This is a genomic window from Sphingobacterium sp. DR205 (assembly GCF_011064245.1).
Taxonomy (GTDB): domain Bacteria; phylum Bacteroidota; class Bacteroidia; order Sphingobacteriales; family Sphingobacteriaceae; genus Sphingobacterium; species Sphingobacterium athyrii.
On sequence record NZ_CP049333.1, the window covers coordinates 5,349,423 to 5,364,693 of the forward strand.

At 38.7% G+C, this 15,271-nt stretch carries 13 protein-coding genes; 1 reads left to right on the forward strand and 12 read right to left on the reverse strand.

From position 1 onward, the window contains the following. Positions 1-77 precede the first annotated feature (77 nt). The 6 genes from G6053_RS22935 to G6053_RS22965 form a co-directional block, all read right to left on the reverse strand. On the reverse strand, positions 78-1,256 hold the full coding sequence (locus tag G6053_RS22935) for a putative Ig domain-containing protein (protein ID WP_165308641.1): 1,179 nt from the start codon (positions 1,254-1,256) through the stop codon (positions 78-80). A 102-nt stretch (positions 1,257-1,358) separates the two neighbouring features. Then, on the reverse strand, positions 1,359-1,856 hold the full coding sequence (locus G6053_RS22940) for a hypothetical protein (protein ID WP_206531804.1): 498 nt from the start codon (positions 1,854-1,856) through the stop codon (positions 1,359-1,361). A 57-nt stretch (positions 1,857-1,913) separates the two neighbouring features. Further along, positions 1,914-2,393, reverse strand: coding sequence for a hypothetical protein (locus G6053_RS22945; RefSeq protein ID WP_165308643.1), 480 nt, complete (start codon positions 2,391-2,393; stop codon positions 1,914-1,916). A gap of 103 nt (positions 2,394-2,496) precedes the next feature. Then, a complete protein-coding gene (locus G6053_RS22950; RefSeq protein ID WP_165308644.1) occupies positions 2,497-3,126 on the reverse strand; it encodes a hypothetical protein in 630 nt (209 codons plus the stop codon). 742 nt (positions 3,127-3,868) lie between these two features. Continuing rightward, positions 3,869-4,564 (reverse strand): hypothetical protein, encoded by a 696-nt coding sequence (locus tag G6053_RS22960; protein WP_165308645.1) that lies wholly within the window; start codon positions 4,562-4,564, stop codon positions 3,869-3,871. Positions 4,565-5,187: 623 nt separating this feature from the next. Beyond that, entirely contained in the window at positions 5,188-5,634 is a 447-nt protein-coding gene (locus G6053_RS22965; RefSeq protein ID WP_165308646.1) for a hypothetical protein, read from the reverse strand. Between the two features lie 181 nt (positions 5,635-5,815). Between G6053_RS22965 and G6053_RS22970 the strand changes: the two genes are divergently transcribed. After that, the gene (locus G6053_RS22970) at positions 5,816-6,829 is read left to right on the forward strand and encodes an ADP-ribosylglycohydrolase family protein (RefSeq protein ID WP_165308647.1); all 1,014 of its coding nucleotides are present in this window, start codon (positions 5,816-5,818) and stop codon (positions 6,827-6,829) included. 397 nt (positions 6,830-7,226) lie between these two features. On the opposite strand, the gene G6053_RS22975 is transcribed toward G6053_RS22970, so the two are convergent. From G6053_RS22975 to G6053_RS23000, 6 genes are all read right to left on the reverse strand, one after another. Further along, complete coding sequence (locus tag G6053_RS22975; RefSeq protein WP_165308648.1) at positions 7,227-7,673, reverse strand: nuclear transport factor 2 family protein; 447 nt, start codon at positions 7,671-7,673, stop codon at positions 7,227-7,229. A gap of 202 nt (positions 7,674-7,875) precedes the next feature. Next, positions 7,876-8,436: a dihydrofolate reductase family protein gene (locus G6053_RS22980; RefSeq protein ID WP_165308649.1), complete on the reverse strand. Its 561-nt coding sequence runs from the start codon at positions 8,434-8,436 to the stop codon at positions 7,876-7,878. A gap of 631 nt (positions 8,437-9,067) precedes the next feature. Beyond that, on the reverse strand, positions 9,068-10,519 hold the full coding sequence (locus tag G6053_RS22985; RefSeq protein ID WP_165308650.1) for an IS1182 family transposase: 1,452 nt from the start codon (positions 10,517-10,519) through the stop codon (positions 9,068-9,070). A gap of 150 nt (positions 10,520-10,669) precedes the next feature. Next, entirely contained in the window at positions 10,670-12,232 is a 1,563-nt protein-coding gene (locus G6053_RS22990) for a DUF4832 domain-containing protein (protein WP_241254811.1), read from the reverse strand. A 44-nt stretch (positions 12,233-12,276) separates the two neighbouring features. Beyond that, positions 12,277-13,491: a SusE domain-containing protein gene (locus G6053_RS22995; protein ID WP_206531805.1), complete on the reverse strand. Its 1,215-nt coding sequence runs from the start codon at positions 13,489-13,491 to the stop codon at positions 12,277-12,279. Between the two features lie 123 nt (positions 13,492-13,614). After that, entirely contained in the window at positions 13,615-15,261 is a 1,647-nt protein-coding gene (locus G6053_RS23000; protein WP_241254812.1) for a RagB/SusD family nutrient uptake outer membrane protein, read from the reverse strand. Between the last annotated feature and the right edge of the window lie 10 nt (positions 15,262-15,271).

Sequence of the window (15,271 nt, forward strand, 5' to 3'; positions counted from 1 at the left end):
GGGCTTTAGACCAATGGACAGGAAAACTCGGGGAATGGTGGGAATGGGGAGGTTAATCAAAAGCCCTAAAGCAATGATTATTTTTTTACGGTTACTATAACCTTATGGCTTGTCTTATTTAAATGCATATCACTTGCTGTGAAAGTCAGCTCAAAATCTCCAGCCACGGTTGGGCGCCCCGATAATTTCATTTGCGCACTATCAAAGTTGAGCCAGTCAAACTGGTGGTGGTTAACGCTGTAAGCCAATCGTCCATCGTCTATATCTTTAAAATAATCTTTAGGGACGGATATCTCGAATTTCTCTCCTATTCTAAGCGTTATATCAGAAAGAGCATTATAAACAAACGGCTTAAAAAGTTTTGACGCGTTGACCCAATAGATATCTGATTCGTTTATTCCTTTTTCTCCAATTTGCAGTCGGGTAAAAAATAGAAACTTATTATCAATACTCACAAATGGCCTTCTCTCCCAATCTTTTGAATTTATGGTTTCATCAACCAACTGGGGTTCAACCCAGTGATTGTTGATATCACGATAACTGATATATAAATCCACCCCGCTTTCATTGTCTGTATATCTACAAAAGATGATGTAATCCTCCTTTGGCGAAATGAATACACTTTCCTCATCATTTGATGAGACAAATTCAGAAATAATATCAACGATTTGATATGCATTATCATTAAGTTTTGAAGAGTACAAATCCGCAGTGTGACAGTTATCTTTACCCTCGCAATTTCTGTTAGAAGAAAAATAGATAGTACCATCAGATGTCATACTGGCATTAGCTTCTCTACTTGCCGAATTTATCGGAGCTTCTAGCTTTTTTGGAGCCCCCCACCCATCATTAACTTTCTCGACTATCCAAATATCAGTATAGGCGTTATCAGCATCAACTTTACCTTGAGTAAAAAGCAGGGATTTACCATTAGGGGAAAAGTAAGGAAGATAGGCACATTCACTTTTTAATGGTTCAAAAATCACAGGTTCAGTCCATTTTTTATCAATCTTTTTAGCATAAAATATTTTCCCACTGAAGTCGTCCTTGTTGAGTACACCAAATGCTAATTCCCGATCATCGGGTGTAAATGAAATACCATGCTCTAATCGGCCTTCCACTGAAACAATACCTGGAGCAAAAATTGTGGGGATAGAATCAGGAGGAGCCTGCCCAAAATAGTCAGTCGATTCAATAGACGATTTACAGCCAATCAATATAAGAAAGTGAATAAGCGTTAGGATTATTTTAGTCATATGTTCCACTATTTCAATGTATGCTTTTATACTGCCAGACTTGAATATATGCACGAAAAATTTATACTTAATTACTTCTTCCACGAAGGAGGAAACCATCAACTAATACCTTCTAAACGATGACAATACCCGTTCATAGATCGGCACTTTGCCCTCAGGCACCTTACTATAACCAACAGCTGTCTTTCCTATATTCACATCTTTCCAATACTTCCCTTCTTTGTCAACTCCCAAAAGTTCAAAAGTATCAGGCAGCACTTTTGCTACTTCTATTCCAATACTCCTATTTACCTCTTTTAGCAGGTCTTCATTTTGGAATCTTAACTGAAAAATACTATCTCCAAGTGCTTTAATATTATTTGCATTAGGCGTATGCTTAAAGTCGGTAATATAAATATGGCTAGAGTCAGGATACAGATAAATATTTTCGTTTTCGACACCGGCTTCAAAGCCTGTAAATTGATATCCGCGGGGAATATCCAATTTATATATACTTCCCTTATAGACAACGTGTTTCACTGTCACAAAGTCCGATTTCACCCTGCACGACGATACTACAGCAACTAAGAAAACCATACATTTCATAATCATTTGATCCATAATAGTAAATTAAGGTATATCTTTCTATGGATAACTCAGCATTTCGCATGATCTTGTTTAGCTTATTCCATTCACACTCATGCCGGATAGTTCTTTTGTAGACAAGTTTATATCAATATTCCAATAATTACTTCCTCCGTCTTGAATCTCAATAATATCCTTTGATAACTTTTCGTCATCCATTTCTATTCCTCTGTATAAATATACTCGGATAATGACATTACCCTCCGAGGTCAAATAACCAAGATATTGACGAATATATTTCCTCAGCGTTTTCTTATTTATGGTTAGCTTCTTATACTGCCTTTGATTCTCTGCTATATAATCCGTCCCAATGCTATCCTGTAAGATCTTTTCTGCTCTTGTAATATCTTCTTCACTTGGTGTATAACGTCCACTTTCGGGAGGAAACCCCCAAATAGGATGCTCTTTTGGAAAAATAACCCCTTCATAGTTTTTTCCTATCACAAATGTAGCCTTTTGCGAATAGGCATAGTTACTTATCAGAAATAGTATAATTAATAGTCGGTTTTTCATTTTAATGCATATTTCTTTTGCCCCAGATGTCTAAGCATCATTTATACCATAAGTGATAGCTTAACAGTTTTTTGTCAATTCAGTATAGCCATAAAAGTATTCATTAGGTCAAAAAATAGATTACGCTTTCTCGATCGATATCTTGTATTTTAAATGGGTCATGAGTAAGTATAAAAAAATTGCCATCTTGATCAAACCCTAGAAAATCTCCTTCTTCAAGCTCCTTTAAGTGAAAATAATCTTTTCCATCAATGTTGGTTATATAAATATCTCCGATATTGATGTATTTTAATTCTTTATTCGTAAGAATTTTTTTAGCAATAATACTACGTTCATCGCCCCAGAACTTTTTTCTAATTTTAGAAATATCAATATTTTTATCGTCAAATTGAAATGATCCTACTTGTAAATCTGTTGAATAACCCAAAAATATGTTGTGTCCAAAATATAGCGTAACATTTACACTTTCTTTTTTTATTAAATCTCCAATTATAATTCCTTCCACTTTAAAATTTTCGTCCAATTCACGTTCGAATTCCTTATAGAATGAAACAGGATGTTGACAATTAATTATATTGGGGATGTCAGACCTATTAATACCAACTTTATGTACAAATTCTAGCTGCCCCATATAGTGTTCGTACCTACTGCCTAATAATTTAAACACTTGCTGTAAAGTTGTTATTTCCCAACCTCTTAATTTTCGATATTTTTTCTTAAATAGGTTAAACATAACTATTTTTTTCTTTTTAATACCAATTATAGGACTTGAACAATCCTACATTCCATTTCATTCTTTTTTTCAAAAATCTAAATCTATGTTTTCAAGCATGTCACACTGAATCAGAAACATAAAGATTACTTTGCAAGTAGACATTATCCCGAGATGAACTTTTTTACCAAGTCAATGCTATAACTCCTGTCCCAAATTGGAAATATAGTGCGCTAAAAGTTTTTTATAAAAAAGGTCTCCTCCATTTTTAATAGCCGATTCAAGTTATCAAAAAAATTGCTCAAATAAAACTATTCCAAATCGGCTACTGTTCTTACGATACAAAACGGCTATTAAATACCTTTCGAGAGAAAGGATCAACATAAAAATTGGCGTAGTGTAGTGAAAATCCAATAGTATAGAAAACACATTGGGTGACGAAACAAAAAAGAGGAAACGATTTTATAGGAATCTAACATGTTACTAAATTTTTCGCATGCATACTGCGTACCCCGATCTGAATGAAAGATTAGACCGGGAGAAAGTTTATGGTTCTTAATTGCCATTTTCCAAGCGGCCAAGGAGGTTTCTTCGGTTTTCATCCCATCACTAATACTCCAACCGATACATTTGCGGTCGTATAGATCGAGAACGGTAGTCAGGTATAAAAAACTGGAGTTGCTAACTTAGTCGGCATATCAAGTTAAGAACAATAAAAAATCTTAAATTTGAAATAATGATTAAATCTATCGAGCCTCCAATACTACAAATTATCAAAAAAGACGTTCGACGAAGTACGTCTAGAAAGATTGATTTCTAATTTTCCATAAGCGCCCTCATATGTCGGTGCGTCAAAAGAAATTATAGGGTAAAATTTATAAATATCCTTCAGGCTTTTGTCGTTTTTTAAAAACATATTTACATCAACAATTGTACTATCCGAATTGCTATAGACCTTAAGTTGTTTGTAAAAGGCATTGTTACCTACTGTTTTGGTCAGAACTGATGTTAATACAGAATCAATAAAAATTAAATCTTTTTGTTTCAGATTATAAATCTTGTCAAAAATTGTATCTCTTGGCGCATTAAAAACAGCATAATCTCTAAATCTCTTTTGATCGAAATAATTTATGGAATAAATTTCCCCTTTTTGCAAAGAAAGCCTTCTAAAAAAACTCTCTCCACTATATAAATCCATATAGCCGTTTTCTAAAATTGCTCTATTCACATTGTTAAAAACAGGAGTAAAGAATAAAACATTTCCATCTATTAGAGTTTTACCTACAAGTGTATTCTTTGCTAACATTTGAGGGTTTTCTTTAGGATCTATTAATTCTAATGTAACAGAATCAAGATCCATTGAATAATCAGTCATCCGATAGGATGAGTCTTCAAATATTTCAACAGCGTAATCTGCAGCTCCAAACATGTCACTATTTACTGTTACGGCTTTAATCAAAATTTTCTCTTTAAACCTTCTATGACAGGAACTCAAAGAAAGTATTAAGATTATGCCGATGCCGATGAACTTTATCGCTCTCAAAAATTCACTAATACACACGCTTTTCATCATAACTAATTTTCTGACCTCTCCCCAAAAAACTGGAGCATTTAAAAGTAGAGAATTCGGTGATGAATTACTAATTTTAAAAGGGAGGAAAAGCGATAGCACAGATCGCCTTTGCGATCAAACAGTCCGAGACAGGTACCCGTGTGGAAAAATCGTAATAATTTTGACAGAGCTTGTCAATCTGACAAGCTGATTTGGAACAATGGTTTGAAAAGATATTTTGTATAAAACTATTTCAAATCGACTGTTGTTCTTACTATACAAAACGGCTACAAGCTTCCTTTCGAAAGAAAGGTTCAACATAAAAATTGGCGTCGTACAGTGAAAATCCAATTGTCTTCAAAAACATTGGATGACGAAACAAAAAAGAGGAAACGATAAGAAACATAAAAATTACTGTACAAGTAAACGCTAAGAGAAAGGGTCTGATTAACGTCAGGCCCTTTTGACGTAAAAAAGCCACATCTAACGAGGTGGCTTTACAACATTTATATATTTATTTGAGATGGCTCTTATTTGTATGAATTGATTGATGTGGACACTTTCCAGTCATTACCTTCGCGAACCAAAGTCACCAGATCAGTCTTGATAAAATCTTCAAATTTCAAAGTTACTTTAGCAACCATAAAGTCGGCTGATTCCTCAAGGATATCGGTGCTTACCACACAGTTTAGTTTCTCTCCCTTTTGTTTTTTCAAGGATTTGACAACCGCGCTGCGACCGTTAGATTGTGCATTGGAGGTTTGGATCTTTTGGTTGAAATCTTCGGCAAACAATTGCTCCACGCCTCCTGACTCACCCTCGGTCGTTACCGCAACGTAGTGGTCAAGTGCAAAGTCCGCTGTTGAAAGATTTACGTTTGCTTTTTCAGTTTTGGATACTGGTTTGTTAGCCGCCATAGCGAATGTTGATACTGCGATTAAAGCTGCTGCTGCGAATGTTTTTACTAATGCTTTCATAATGTCTTTATCTTATTGTGTTAGTTTTTTTCTGTTCTTATTTGTTGACTCAAAACTACGACAGAATACGCTTCTAGCCTATGGGGTTTAGACCAACAGACAGGAAAACTCGGTGAATGGCGGAAATGGGAAGGTAAATATTTTTTATTATATTAATGTAAAATCAATAGTCCAATCACTTATGAACGAACAATCAAACATATCCGCTAGTGATCCAAATACGCCTACTAGCCAAGCGAAAAGTAAAATGTATGGAGCATTGTATGGCATTGCGGTTGGTGATGCCCTTGGTGTACCATTTGAATTCAGGTCGAAAGAAGATATGCAAAAAAATCCAGCTACTCACATGATTGGATTTGGCAGCCATAATCAACCTATGGGTACTTGGTCTGATGATACATCTTTAACTTTGTGTCTTGCAGACTCGCTTTTAGGTGAATATGATTTGGTGGATGTGTCCAAAAAATTTATAGACTGGAAGGAAGGCATATTGTGGACGGCAAGAGGGGAAGTCTTTGATATCGGTATCACTACAGCTAAATCAATCAGTGAACTTAAATGTATTGTTGAATCCGATCAAATTAGTGAGCTACATTTGCTAAGATATCGGGCAAAAGAACAAGACAACGGCAATGGTTCGTTGATGAGAATCCTGCCACTTTTATTTGAAATCAAAGGACTTAGGTCGGCGGAACAATTTGAGAAAATTTGGCAGATTTCCGCCTTAACGCATAAGCACATTCGAGCTGCAATGGCATGTTTTATCTATCTCAAATTAGCCGAACTCATTTTTCTTGGCCTGGCCAAAGAGCAGGCTTATACTGAAATGCGAAACCAAATTTCCAAATTCTGGGAAGACAGCAATTTTCCTGATTCAGAAAGAATTCATTTTAATAGTACTATTTTGCATGACATTCGATCTAAATCATATGCCGAACTAAGGTCTAGTGGATATGTGATTGATAGTTTAGAATCAAGCCTATGGTGTTTTATGGAGAAAGACAATTATAAGGATATTGTATTAGCTATTATCAACCTTGGCGAAGACACAGACACCGGAGCTGCGATTGCCGGTGGATTAGCTGGTTTGTACTATGGGCTGGAAGGTATACCTAAAGATTGGCTTCTGAACCTCGCCCGATATGATGACATCAAATTGCTGATAGAAAAAATGGCGAGGAGATATTTGGATTAGGAATTACGATTGTAATCCCAATATGTATAAGCTTATTTCAAAACATATCAATTTAAAGTATCGAAATATTTATTTTAAAACTATTTCACATCGGCTACTGTTCTTACTATACAAAACGGTTACAAGCTACCTTTCGAAAGAAAGGACCAACATAAAAATTGGCGTCGTACAGCGAAAATCCAATAGTATTCAAACACTTTGGATGATGAAACAAAAAAGAGGAAACGATAGGAAACATAAAAATTACTGTACAAATAAACGCTAAGAGAAAGGGTCTGATGAGAATCAGGCCCTTTTGACGTAAAAAAGCCACATCTAACGAGGTGGCCTTAAATAAACATATGATTCACTAGTGGTCAGCCCTGAGTTGACTGGACTCACCACTAGTTATTGGAGACTATCTAAATGAGTTGATTGATTTGGACACTTTCCAATCATTACCTTCACGTACCAAAGTTACCAGATCAGTCTTGGTAAAGTCTTCAAATCTTAGTGTTACTTTAGCAACCATAAAGTCGGCAGACTCTTCGATAATGTCAGTAGCTACCGTACAGTTGAGCTTCTCCCCTTTTTGTTTTTTCAAGGATTTGACAACCGCACTACGGCTATGAAACTGTACATTGGAAGCTTGGATCTTTTGGTTGAAATCTTCCGCGAATAATTGCTCAACCCCTGCTGATTCTCCCTCCGTAGTTACAGCAACATAGTGCTCTAAGGCAAAGTCTGCTGTAGAAAGGTTAACGGTTACTTTTTCAGTTTTTGATGCTGGTTTGTTAGCGGCCATCGCAAAAGTGGATACTGCGATTAGGGCTGCTGCTGTGAAGGTTTTTACTAATGAGTTCATAATGTCTTTATTTTATTCTGTTAGTTTATTTATCTGTTCTTATTTGTTGATTCAAAACTACAACACAATAGGCCCCTAGCCTACGTGCTTTAGACTAACGAACAGGAAAACTCGGTGAATGGCGGAAATAGGGAGGTGAAGAATTTCCGACAGTCATTAAAATGCAACACCAGCATTAATTCGCAATAAAGTTCATTAGATATCAATTATGAGGATGGTAAATATGCAAATTGCTTCTGCAAGAATAACTTTCAGTACGGATTAAATCGAGTTTGATCCGATCTGATATATTGGGAAATAATGGCCTTCCCGAACCGAGAACAATAGGATATAGCATTAATGCATATTCATCTATTAAATCCAGCTTTGCCAGTTGAGAAACAATAGTACCACTTCCGTAAATAAGAATATCACCACCCGAACCACGCTTCAATTGTTCGATATCGTGTTTATTGACTTCCCTAACAATTTTCGTATTGTTCCAGTCGGCCTCAGCAAGCGATTTTGAAAAAACAATCTTTGGCGTATTATTCATGAAATTAATAAACGATGGCCGGTCAGCTGCAGTCAAAGTCTTATCGGACCAGTATTGTGACATTACTTCATAGGTTTCTCTGCCATAAATAATAGTATCAGCTTTATCCTGTCGCTGTTCATAAAAATCCTCTATCTCGCTATCCCAGGGAAACCAATCTGTTTCGCCATGTGTACCGGCGATAAAACCATCAATCGATACCCAGTTTAAAACGCTGATTTTTCTCATAATAAGCTTAATTTCACGTGTAATTTTTGGATCATAATGCTACTTGCTCCAAAACCATTTTTGACTTAAATAAAATTATAGATTAATAACCTTTAAGCGCTTACCATAAGGCAAGAAAAAAAGTTGTTTTCGTGCTTAAATTTTTAGATAAGCTCATGTTAATCCAAGTTATCAAAAATATTTACTCAAATAAAACTATTTCACATCGGCTACTGTTCTTACTATACAAAACGACTACAAGCTTCCCTTCGAAAGAAAGGTTCAACATAAAAATTGGCGTCGTACAGTGAAAATCCAATTGTCTTTAAAAACATTGGATGACGAAACAAAAAAGAGGAAACGATAGGAAACATAAAAATTACTGTACAATAAACGCTAAGAGAAAGGGTCTGATGAGAATCAGGCCCTTTTGACGTAAAACAGCCACCCAATAACTACTAGGGCACTGAAAAAGTAGACATAAAATAGTCTATAAAAAGATAAGCGGATGAACAGATCATAAGATGTTCATCCGCTTCATTTTTTAGCGGCATATTATTTTTTCCTCTAAGGTCGACTTTGGTATGTTTTTTGAATCTAGAGAGCGTTTTCTACTTTCGAAAAGGATTTTTCAGAAATGAGACTCTCAAATCTAGAATTTGAGTATTCTTTTTAGATTTACTACGAATATAGCCAGTGCTCCTTGCATTTTCATGTTTTCCAGGCCGTAGGAATCCGCCCTGTCATATCCATGAACATTCTTTAACTCGCTGTTTTTTGCTTCAATTTTATATCTATGCCTCGACTTTTCCCTGAAGTATTCGCTCTGCTGAAACACCTCCTGTTCTATATGCTCATCTGTTCGTATAGAGACTGAATATGTTTTGCTTTTAGCTTCCGGTTTGTAGCATCCATCCCTTAGTGGGCATACCTTGCATTTTTCGACATCGAAATAATACGTCATTGTCTGGTTGCACCGGTGTATCTTTGTACCCTGCACTCGCTTGTACATTGCCAGATGCCCTGCTGGACAGACAAACATATCTGCATCCTTGTTATAGTCAAACTTTTCTTCCTCTTTTCTGGCACCATGGGTGATTGCAGGATTTATCTTGGCTACAATTTTGATTTTATTGCCTTGTTGGTCTTTAAGCTTCAGGTTTTCCTTTCCAGCATAGGCCGCATCACCTATGATGGTATCTACCTCCATTCCGTTGGACCGGGCCTGATTCAATAGTTTTGGTAGTTCAGGACCATCCCCCTTTTCTCCTGAGGTAACAACTGCTGCTGCTATGATACGCTCTTCTGTCATTGCCAAATGCGTCTTATAACCAAAAAAACTACTGTCTGCGGTCTTGTGCCCAACTCTGGCATCCACATCTTTGGAAATTATATAGTTCTCCTGGGTATCTTCAACGGTCTCTTTTAGCAGGTTTAGTTTCTCCTTTACAGCTGGAATTTCGCTTAAAGTCGTATCAGACTCAATCAGCTTTTGAAGCGCCTTACAATATGCTATTTCTTTCTGGATATCATTTGACTCATTTTTCTGAGGCATTTGATCCTTGAAATCCTCATCCATCGAATATACAGCCTTACGCAGTAATTTTGAACGTTGTCTGAGCACCTCAAGTGGGGAATATGGATTCGACCGGGAAAGCGAATGGGTCGAATCAACGATGATGGACTTGGATTTGATAATACCTTTTTCCAATGCTATGGAAACGGTTTTCCCTATCAATAAATTCAACAGATCCATATCCTTAAGCCGCAGTTTACGGAACTTCGTCAGAGAGCTGGAATTGATGACATCCTCTTCAGGTGACATCTCCAAAAAATATTTAAAGGACATATCGTAACGGGAGCGCTCCACAACATCAACATCTGAAACGGTGAATATGGTTTTCAACAACAGATATTTGAACATCCGGACAGGGCTTTCTGCAGCCCGCCCATTATTTGAACAATACTTATCCAAAAGCTCATTATAAATGAAACTAAAATCTATCATTTCATTGATCTTGCGAAGTAGATTGTCTTTAGGAACAATCAGATCGTAGAGCCTGGAATATTCACTAAGTTGGATTTTTTGTTGTTGAACTAACATTGGATGAACATAAAATACAACTATAAGATACAAAAAAAGGAGTGGAAAATCTAAGATTTTCCACTCCTTTTTTTGTTAAAAGCTTTAAAGAACTTTTTCAGTGCCCTCAATAACTACTGGTGGCTGTTTTTGATTATCACTTGGTACTTTTTATTGCACCTGTACTTTCAATAATTTTAACCATCCGGTACTGGTCATATCCCCATTTACGGCAAGCCGTATTCCCGGCTGATTTTCATTTGTCGTATCTACAATAGCGACAGCCCAGGTGTAATTGCCGGCAGGTACATCCACGTTCGCCTTTAACTCATACGATATTGAAGTATTCTTTATCCAGGTTGAAGGTTCTCCATTGTCATCAATAAAAACTTTTTTTACGTTATTTTCTTCATCCAGAAGTGCAAAAGCTACTTTATACTTATAGTTCCATTGGGGAATATTATTCGGAAAGTAACCCCAGCCCATATTCCGCCAGCGATGGTTAATTATCGTTTCGCTACCCGCATTGACTTTCTCCGGCAAATAAACCCGATCAGGATATAAACGATAGCCACCCTCAGAAATAAAACGCTGACATAAGGTAAAGGATTTGGTAAACCAGCTTTCAATTTCACCGATACGGAAATCCATCATGTTTACGCCTGCTTCCAAGGAGCTGTCAAATTCGCCCTGCCGAACGTCCTCGGGATGGTCTTGTCGGTATTTACCACTTGGATCAGTCCAGTAACGATGGGTGCCTGTAGTAATCCAGCCGCCTTCCATAATAATCGGACGTTTAAAATTCCAGGCCTTGGCAAAATTTTTCTCCCAACTTTGATAATAATCGGTCATCCCAAAAGCATCCTGACGCAGGCTGTACCCTTTGTTGATCATCTTATTCAACAGCTTCTCCGAATTAGGATTTGGAGCTCCATTGCCCGCTGGGTCGCCGACTACGCGATGATAATTGATCAGCAAGGGGACCTTTGTAAAGTTCTTCGAATACACATCCGAAATCCAATCTACGACTTCTTCTTTGATGACCTCAATATTTTGACCGGAGGGGTTATTGGGATCTTCATAAATGACACTGTGCCCCTCGCCCCACAATCCGAGTCCATAGGCATCTACAAAAGAGGTTTTATTTAAATCGTTAAAATCCTTTGCCAGTTCCTCGATCAGCTTGCTATAATATTTTCTAAAAATAGGATCTTGCAGCACCGGCGTTTTTCTGTCCGGAAAAGATGCATTGGCGACATAATACTTGGCTCCTGCATCGAACACAAACTGCGGTGTATTTGCCCCCTGGTCTCGACCGTCGACGACGATACGAAAGGCGATTGGCAATCCTTTATCTTGTGCCCCCTTGATCATTTTATAGATTGAAGTGCTGGGATCTCTCCAGGCATACATGCCATCGGCAGGATTAAAGGTGCGCCAGCTGGTACGGATATAACAGGCTGATGCATAGTCAATCGCTTTGACCGTTTTACCTAAGTCAGGTACATAGAATTGGGTATCCCAATAAGAGGGATTGCCCGAAGCTGAAGCGTACATGACCCAGCCGTTTAAAGGGTTACGAAACATAGAACTCCTGTTGTAACTGGGTTTCACTAAGGTACCCGGCATAGCATGCTCAATATCAGCGCCATCTTTCTTACATGAAACTGCTAGAAAGCAAAGCATGACAGCAAATGCTTTGAGACAGGATTTTTTATAGTTTATATTTTTCACTTTCAAAAATGTTAAAGTTAATTTATGCGCTTTTATACGATCGCTTATCGTTTTAACGCCAGAATTGTCATGTTTCTTAAATCAAAAATCAGCACATTGGTCGTGGCGGGAATGGTGAAATAAGAATCGCGATTACCTTTTACAGTTCCCCCTCCCATTTCGGTTACTTTTCCTAAAGTGAGCGTCAGAGTCTGGGCCACACCATCAGATGTGGGTGGAGCGCTAAATGCGTAAGCTAGATTTTTGTTATTACTGTTATCCCCAGTCACGATAAACTTGGTAGTGCCCACTTTACCGCCGGTATAGACCAAAACTTGCGGGTCGGCCAAACTTACCTGGCAATCCATTTTAACCGGAGTTCCCCAACCATTAATACTTCCGTGCATCCATAAATCCGTCACAGTGGTCGTATAAGGTTGATCTCCCGTCCAGGTCACGGTCTTTGCTGCGAGGGCTTTTGCCGGTGAATAGATCGTTGCTGTGGCTTTCTGCATGTTGACCACCACGCGGTATTCTCCAGCAGTTTCTATTTTCCAGGAGAACACACGCTCTCTCATCTTGATACCGACAGCGTTTCCATCGTTTAATACTGTGTTTCCATCGGCAGTAACCACATAATTGGTCTCCCCGTTAAATTCGACCGGAATTTCGAGTTCGCCCGGCTGTAAATTCAATACATAGGCATATTGATCTAGGTTTTCCAATGTTTTAGGCATCTCCACCTTACTTTCGCCAACGGCACTTCCGCTTAAGAACACTTTATCGGCATCAAAAACGACCGTTTTAATTGGGTTAACGGTAATTCTTACGGTCCGTACTTCGGGTGCCTGAAAAGTGGCGCCACCCTCCCATTGGGCAACCACCCTAAACTCCAGCGTAAAGCTCTTATTTGTGGGTATGCCCCATTTTTCGTTAGCCCAATTTTGCAATTGTTCAGAAGTAAAGCTTCTGCTGAATACATTATCATCTTCATAATTGAATATGGCTGTACCGGTGCCAAAATTGTTCCCAACCACATCTAACATGGTAATATAGCTGACCACATGATCATCTGACTGTGCCCTGGCGGGCTTCCAGTTAAATGTGACAATATCTTTGGTCATATTGACCTCGTCCAGTGTAATGTTTTCTGACGAGGGCTGAAGCTCCATCGTTTCATTGACTTTGGGTATATCCTGAATTTCCTGTTTGCACGATACCTGGCACAGTACCATGCATAAGAAAAATAAAGCTTTGTATAAATAATTGATTATTTTCATTGGTTTATATTTTTACGAACATTTGGATAGTATCACGCGCTTGACTCGCGCAGCTGCTGTTTTGTCATCAGACCGGGAAGCTGCCGAAAATACGAATGCTATTCGGACAGCTTCCCGCTACCATTAATTATAACCCGGATTCTGAGGGAATGGTGCTCCTGTATTTGCATCCCTGATCACCTGCGGAATAGGCCACAAGATGTTATTATCTGTGATCTTATCTTTAATGGCGTTATTGTACTTTTTGACACGCTCCACCAATTTGTTGGTACGTACCAAAGTAAACCTTCTGCTTTCTTCCCCGACTAATTCGCGGATACGCTCATCGAGCAGAAAATCCATATCCATCTGTGCGCCGGTAATTTCGGATGCCCCCGCTCTTTTCCGTACCTCATTGACGGCCTGCGCGGCCTTATCAGGCATATTTTGCCCCAGATAGGCTTCGGCAAGCAACAGGTAGGTTTCGGCCAAACGGAATTTCATGCGATCTTTATAACTACCAGTCAAGCTTAAATTTTCAGTACGTCCGTAAAAAAATTTGGTAATCGCCGGAAATAAACTTTTTGTCGTAAACCAGGTCTGTTCGGTAATATTAGCTTTCTTGCCGTGTAGTGAAGCCTCGTTCGCGTTGTTGTAATACCAGTTGCGCTTCATGTTGTAGCCCGAATTACGGATATCATTTGCTTCAAAAATACCGGGGACATTGCCCGAGGCATTGGTACCCGCGGTGCCTACCCACCATTTCATCGGAACCAGTTGTGCGATACCACGACCACCTAGGGTATCCGCCAAAACAAATCCGGTAATCGTCGAGTAGTTCGGTATCCAGGCTCTGCGCGTCCAATCATCCGAATTGGTACCACCGCCAATCGTGTTAAACTGGAATTGCAAAACCCATATACTTTCTTTATTGCCACTTTTTCTATTTTGATTATTTTCCAGAAATAGATCACTAAATACATCGCCCGGTTTGCTGCCATTGACACCGTACCTGCTTTTCATGAGGGTATAATAACCGCTATTAATGACCGCCAATGCCGCCTTTTCGGCTTCGATATGATTGCCCTGCAACAGATAGATTTCGCTCAGCAAATGGCTTGCCGCCCATTTGGTCAGCTTCCCTTCTTTGACGCCGTCCGGATTGGTGGGCAGGTTATCTACGGCAAACTTCAGGTCGTCTACCATATGTCCGATAACTTCGGCTTTTGGTGTACGGGTAAAATTCAGCTGAAAATCATATAGAATGGTTTCTACATAAGGGACATCGCCGTAGAGATAAACCAAGGTACGGTAGGCGTAAGCCCGAAAGAAGCGGGCCTCAGCCTGAAAACGGGCTTTATCTTCCGGCGTATCCCAATTGGTATTTTTCTCGGAATACACCAGCATGAGGTTTGCCGATGAAATAAGATTGTAAGCCCAATTCCAGTAGGTACCCACAAACCGCTCTGAGGCTGTAAGTGTAAGGTTGGCAAAAGCCGTCAGTGAGCCATCGCTATTGATGGCATCAGCGATATCCGTAGATACTTGCAAGGCTTCGTATGGACAGGCACCATTGTGGATAAAGGCGCCACCTTCGCCATAGGTATTGTATTCTGACCGGGTGAGTGTATATAAACCTGCGCTGCCCACCTCGAAACCATAGGTGCTGGTATAGGTATTGGATGGCGCCAGTTCAGTTTTCAGCTCTTCTTCCAGAAACTTCTTACAGCCCCCTAGAGAGAACAATACCATAAGCCCCAAACTTGTTGTGATAATATTTTTCATTTTCATATCCTATTCG

Bases quoted from the DNA above. Each gene is read 5' to 3' on its own strand.
- G6053_RS22935 (WP_165308641.1), bottom strand. From the start codon at position 1,256: ATGACTAAAATAATCCTAACGCTTATTCACTTTCTTATATTGATTGGC.
- G6053_RS22975 (WP_165308648.1), bottom strand. From the start codon at position 7,673: ATGAACTCATTAGTAAAAACCTTCACAGCAGCAGCCCTAATCGCAGTA.
- G6053_RS22985 (WP_165308650.1), bottom strand. From the start codon at position 10,519: ATGTTAGTTCAACAACAAAAAATCCAACTTAGTGAATATTCCAGGCTC.
- G6053_RS22995 (WP_206531805.1), bottom strand. From the start codon at position 13,491: ATGAAAATAATCAATTATTTATACAAAGCTTTATTTTTCTTATGCATG.
- G6053_RS22945 (WP_165308643.1), bottom strand. From the start codon at position 2,393: ATGAAAAACCGACTATTAATTATACTATTTCTGATAAGTAACTATGCC.
- G6053_RS22980 (WP_165308649.1), bottom strand. From the start codon at position 8,436: ATGAGAAAAATCAGCGTTTTAAACTGGGTATCGATTGATGGTTTTATC.
- G6053_RS22970 (WP_165308647.1), top strand. From the start codon at position 5,816: ATGAACGAACAATCAAACATATCCGCTAGTGATCCAAATACGCCTACT.
- G6053_RS22950 (WP_165308644.1), bottom strand. From the start codon at position 3,126: ATGTTTAACCTATTTAAGAAAAAATATCGAAAATTAAGAGGTTGGGAA.
- G6053_RS23000 (WP_241254812.1), bottom strand. From the start codon at position 15,261: ATGAAAATGAAAAATATTATCACAACAAGTTTGGGGCTTATGGTATTG.
- G6053_RS22965 (WP_165308646.1), bottom strand. From the start codon at position 5,634: ATGAAAGCATTAGTAAAAACATTCGCAGCAGCAGCTTTAATCGCAGTA.
- G6053_RS22940 (WP_206531804.1), bottom strand. From the start codon at position 1,856: ATGGATCAAATGATTATGAAATGTATGGTTTTCTTAGTTGCTGTAGTA.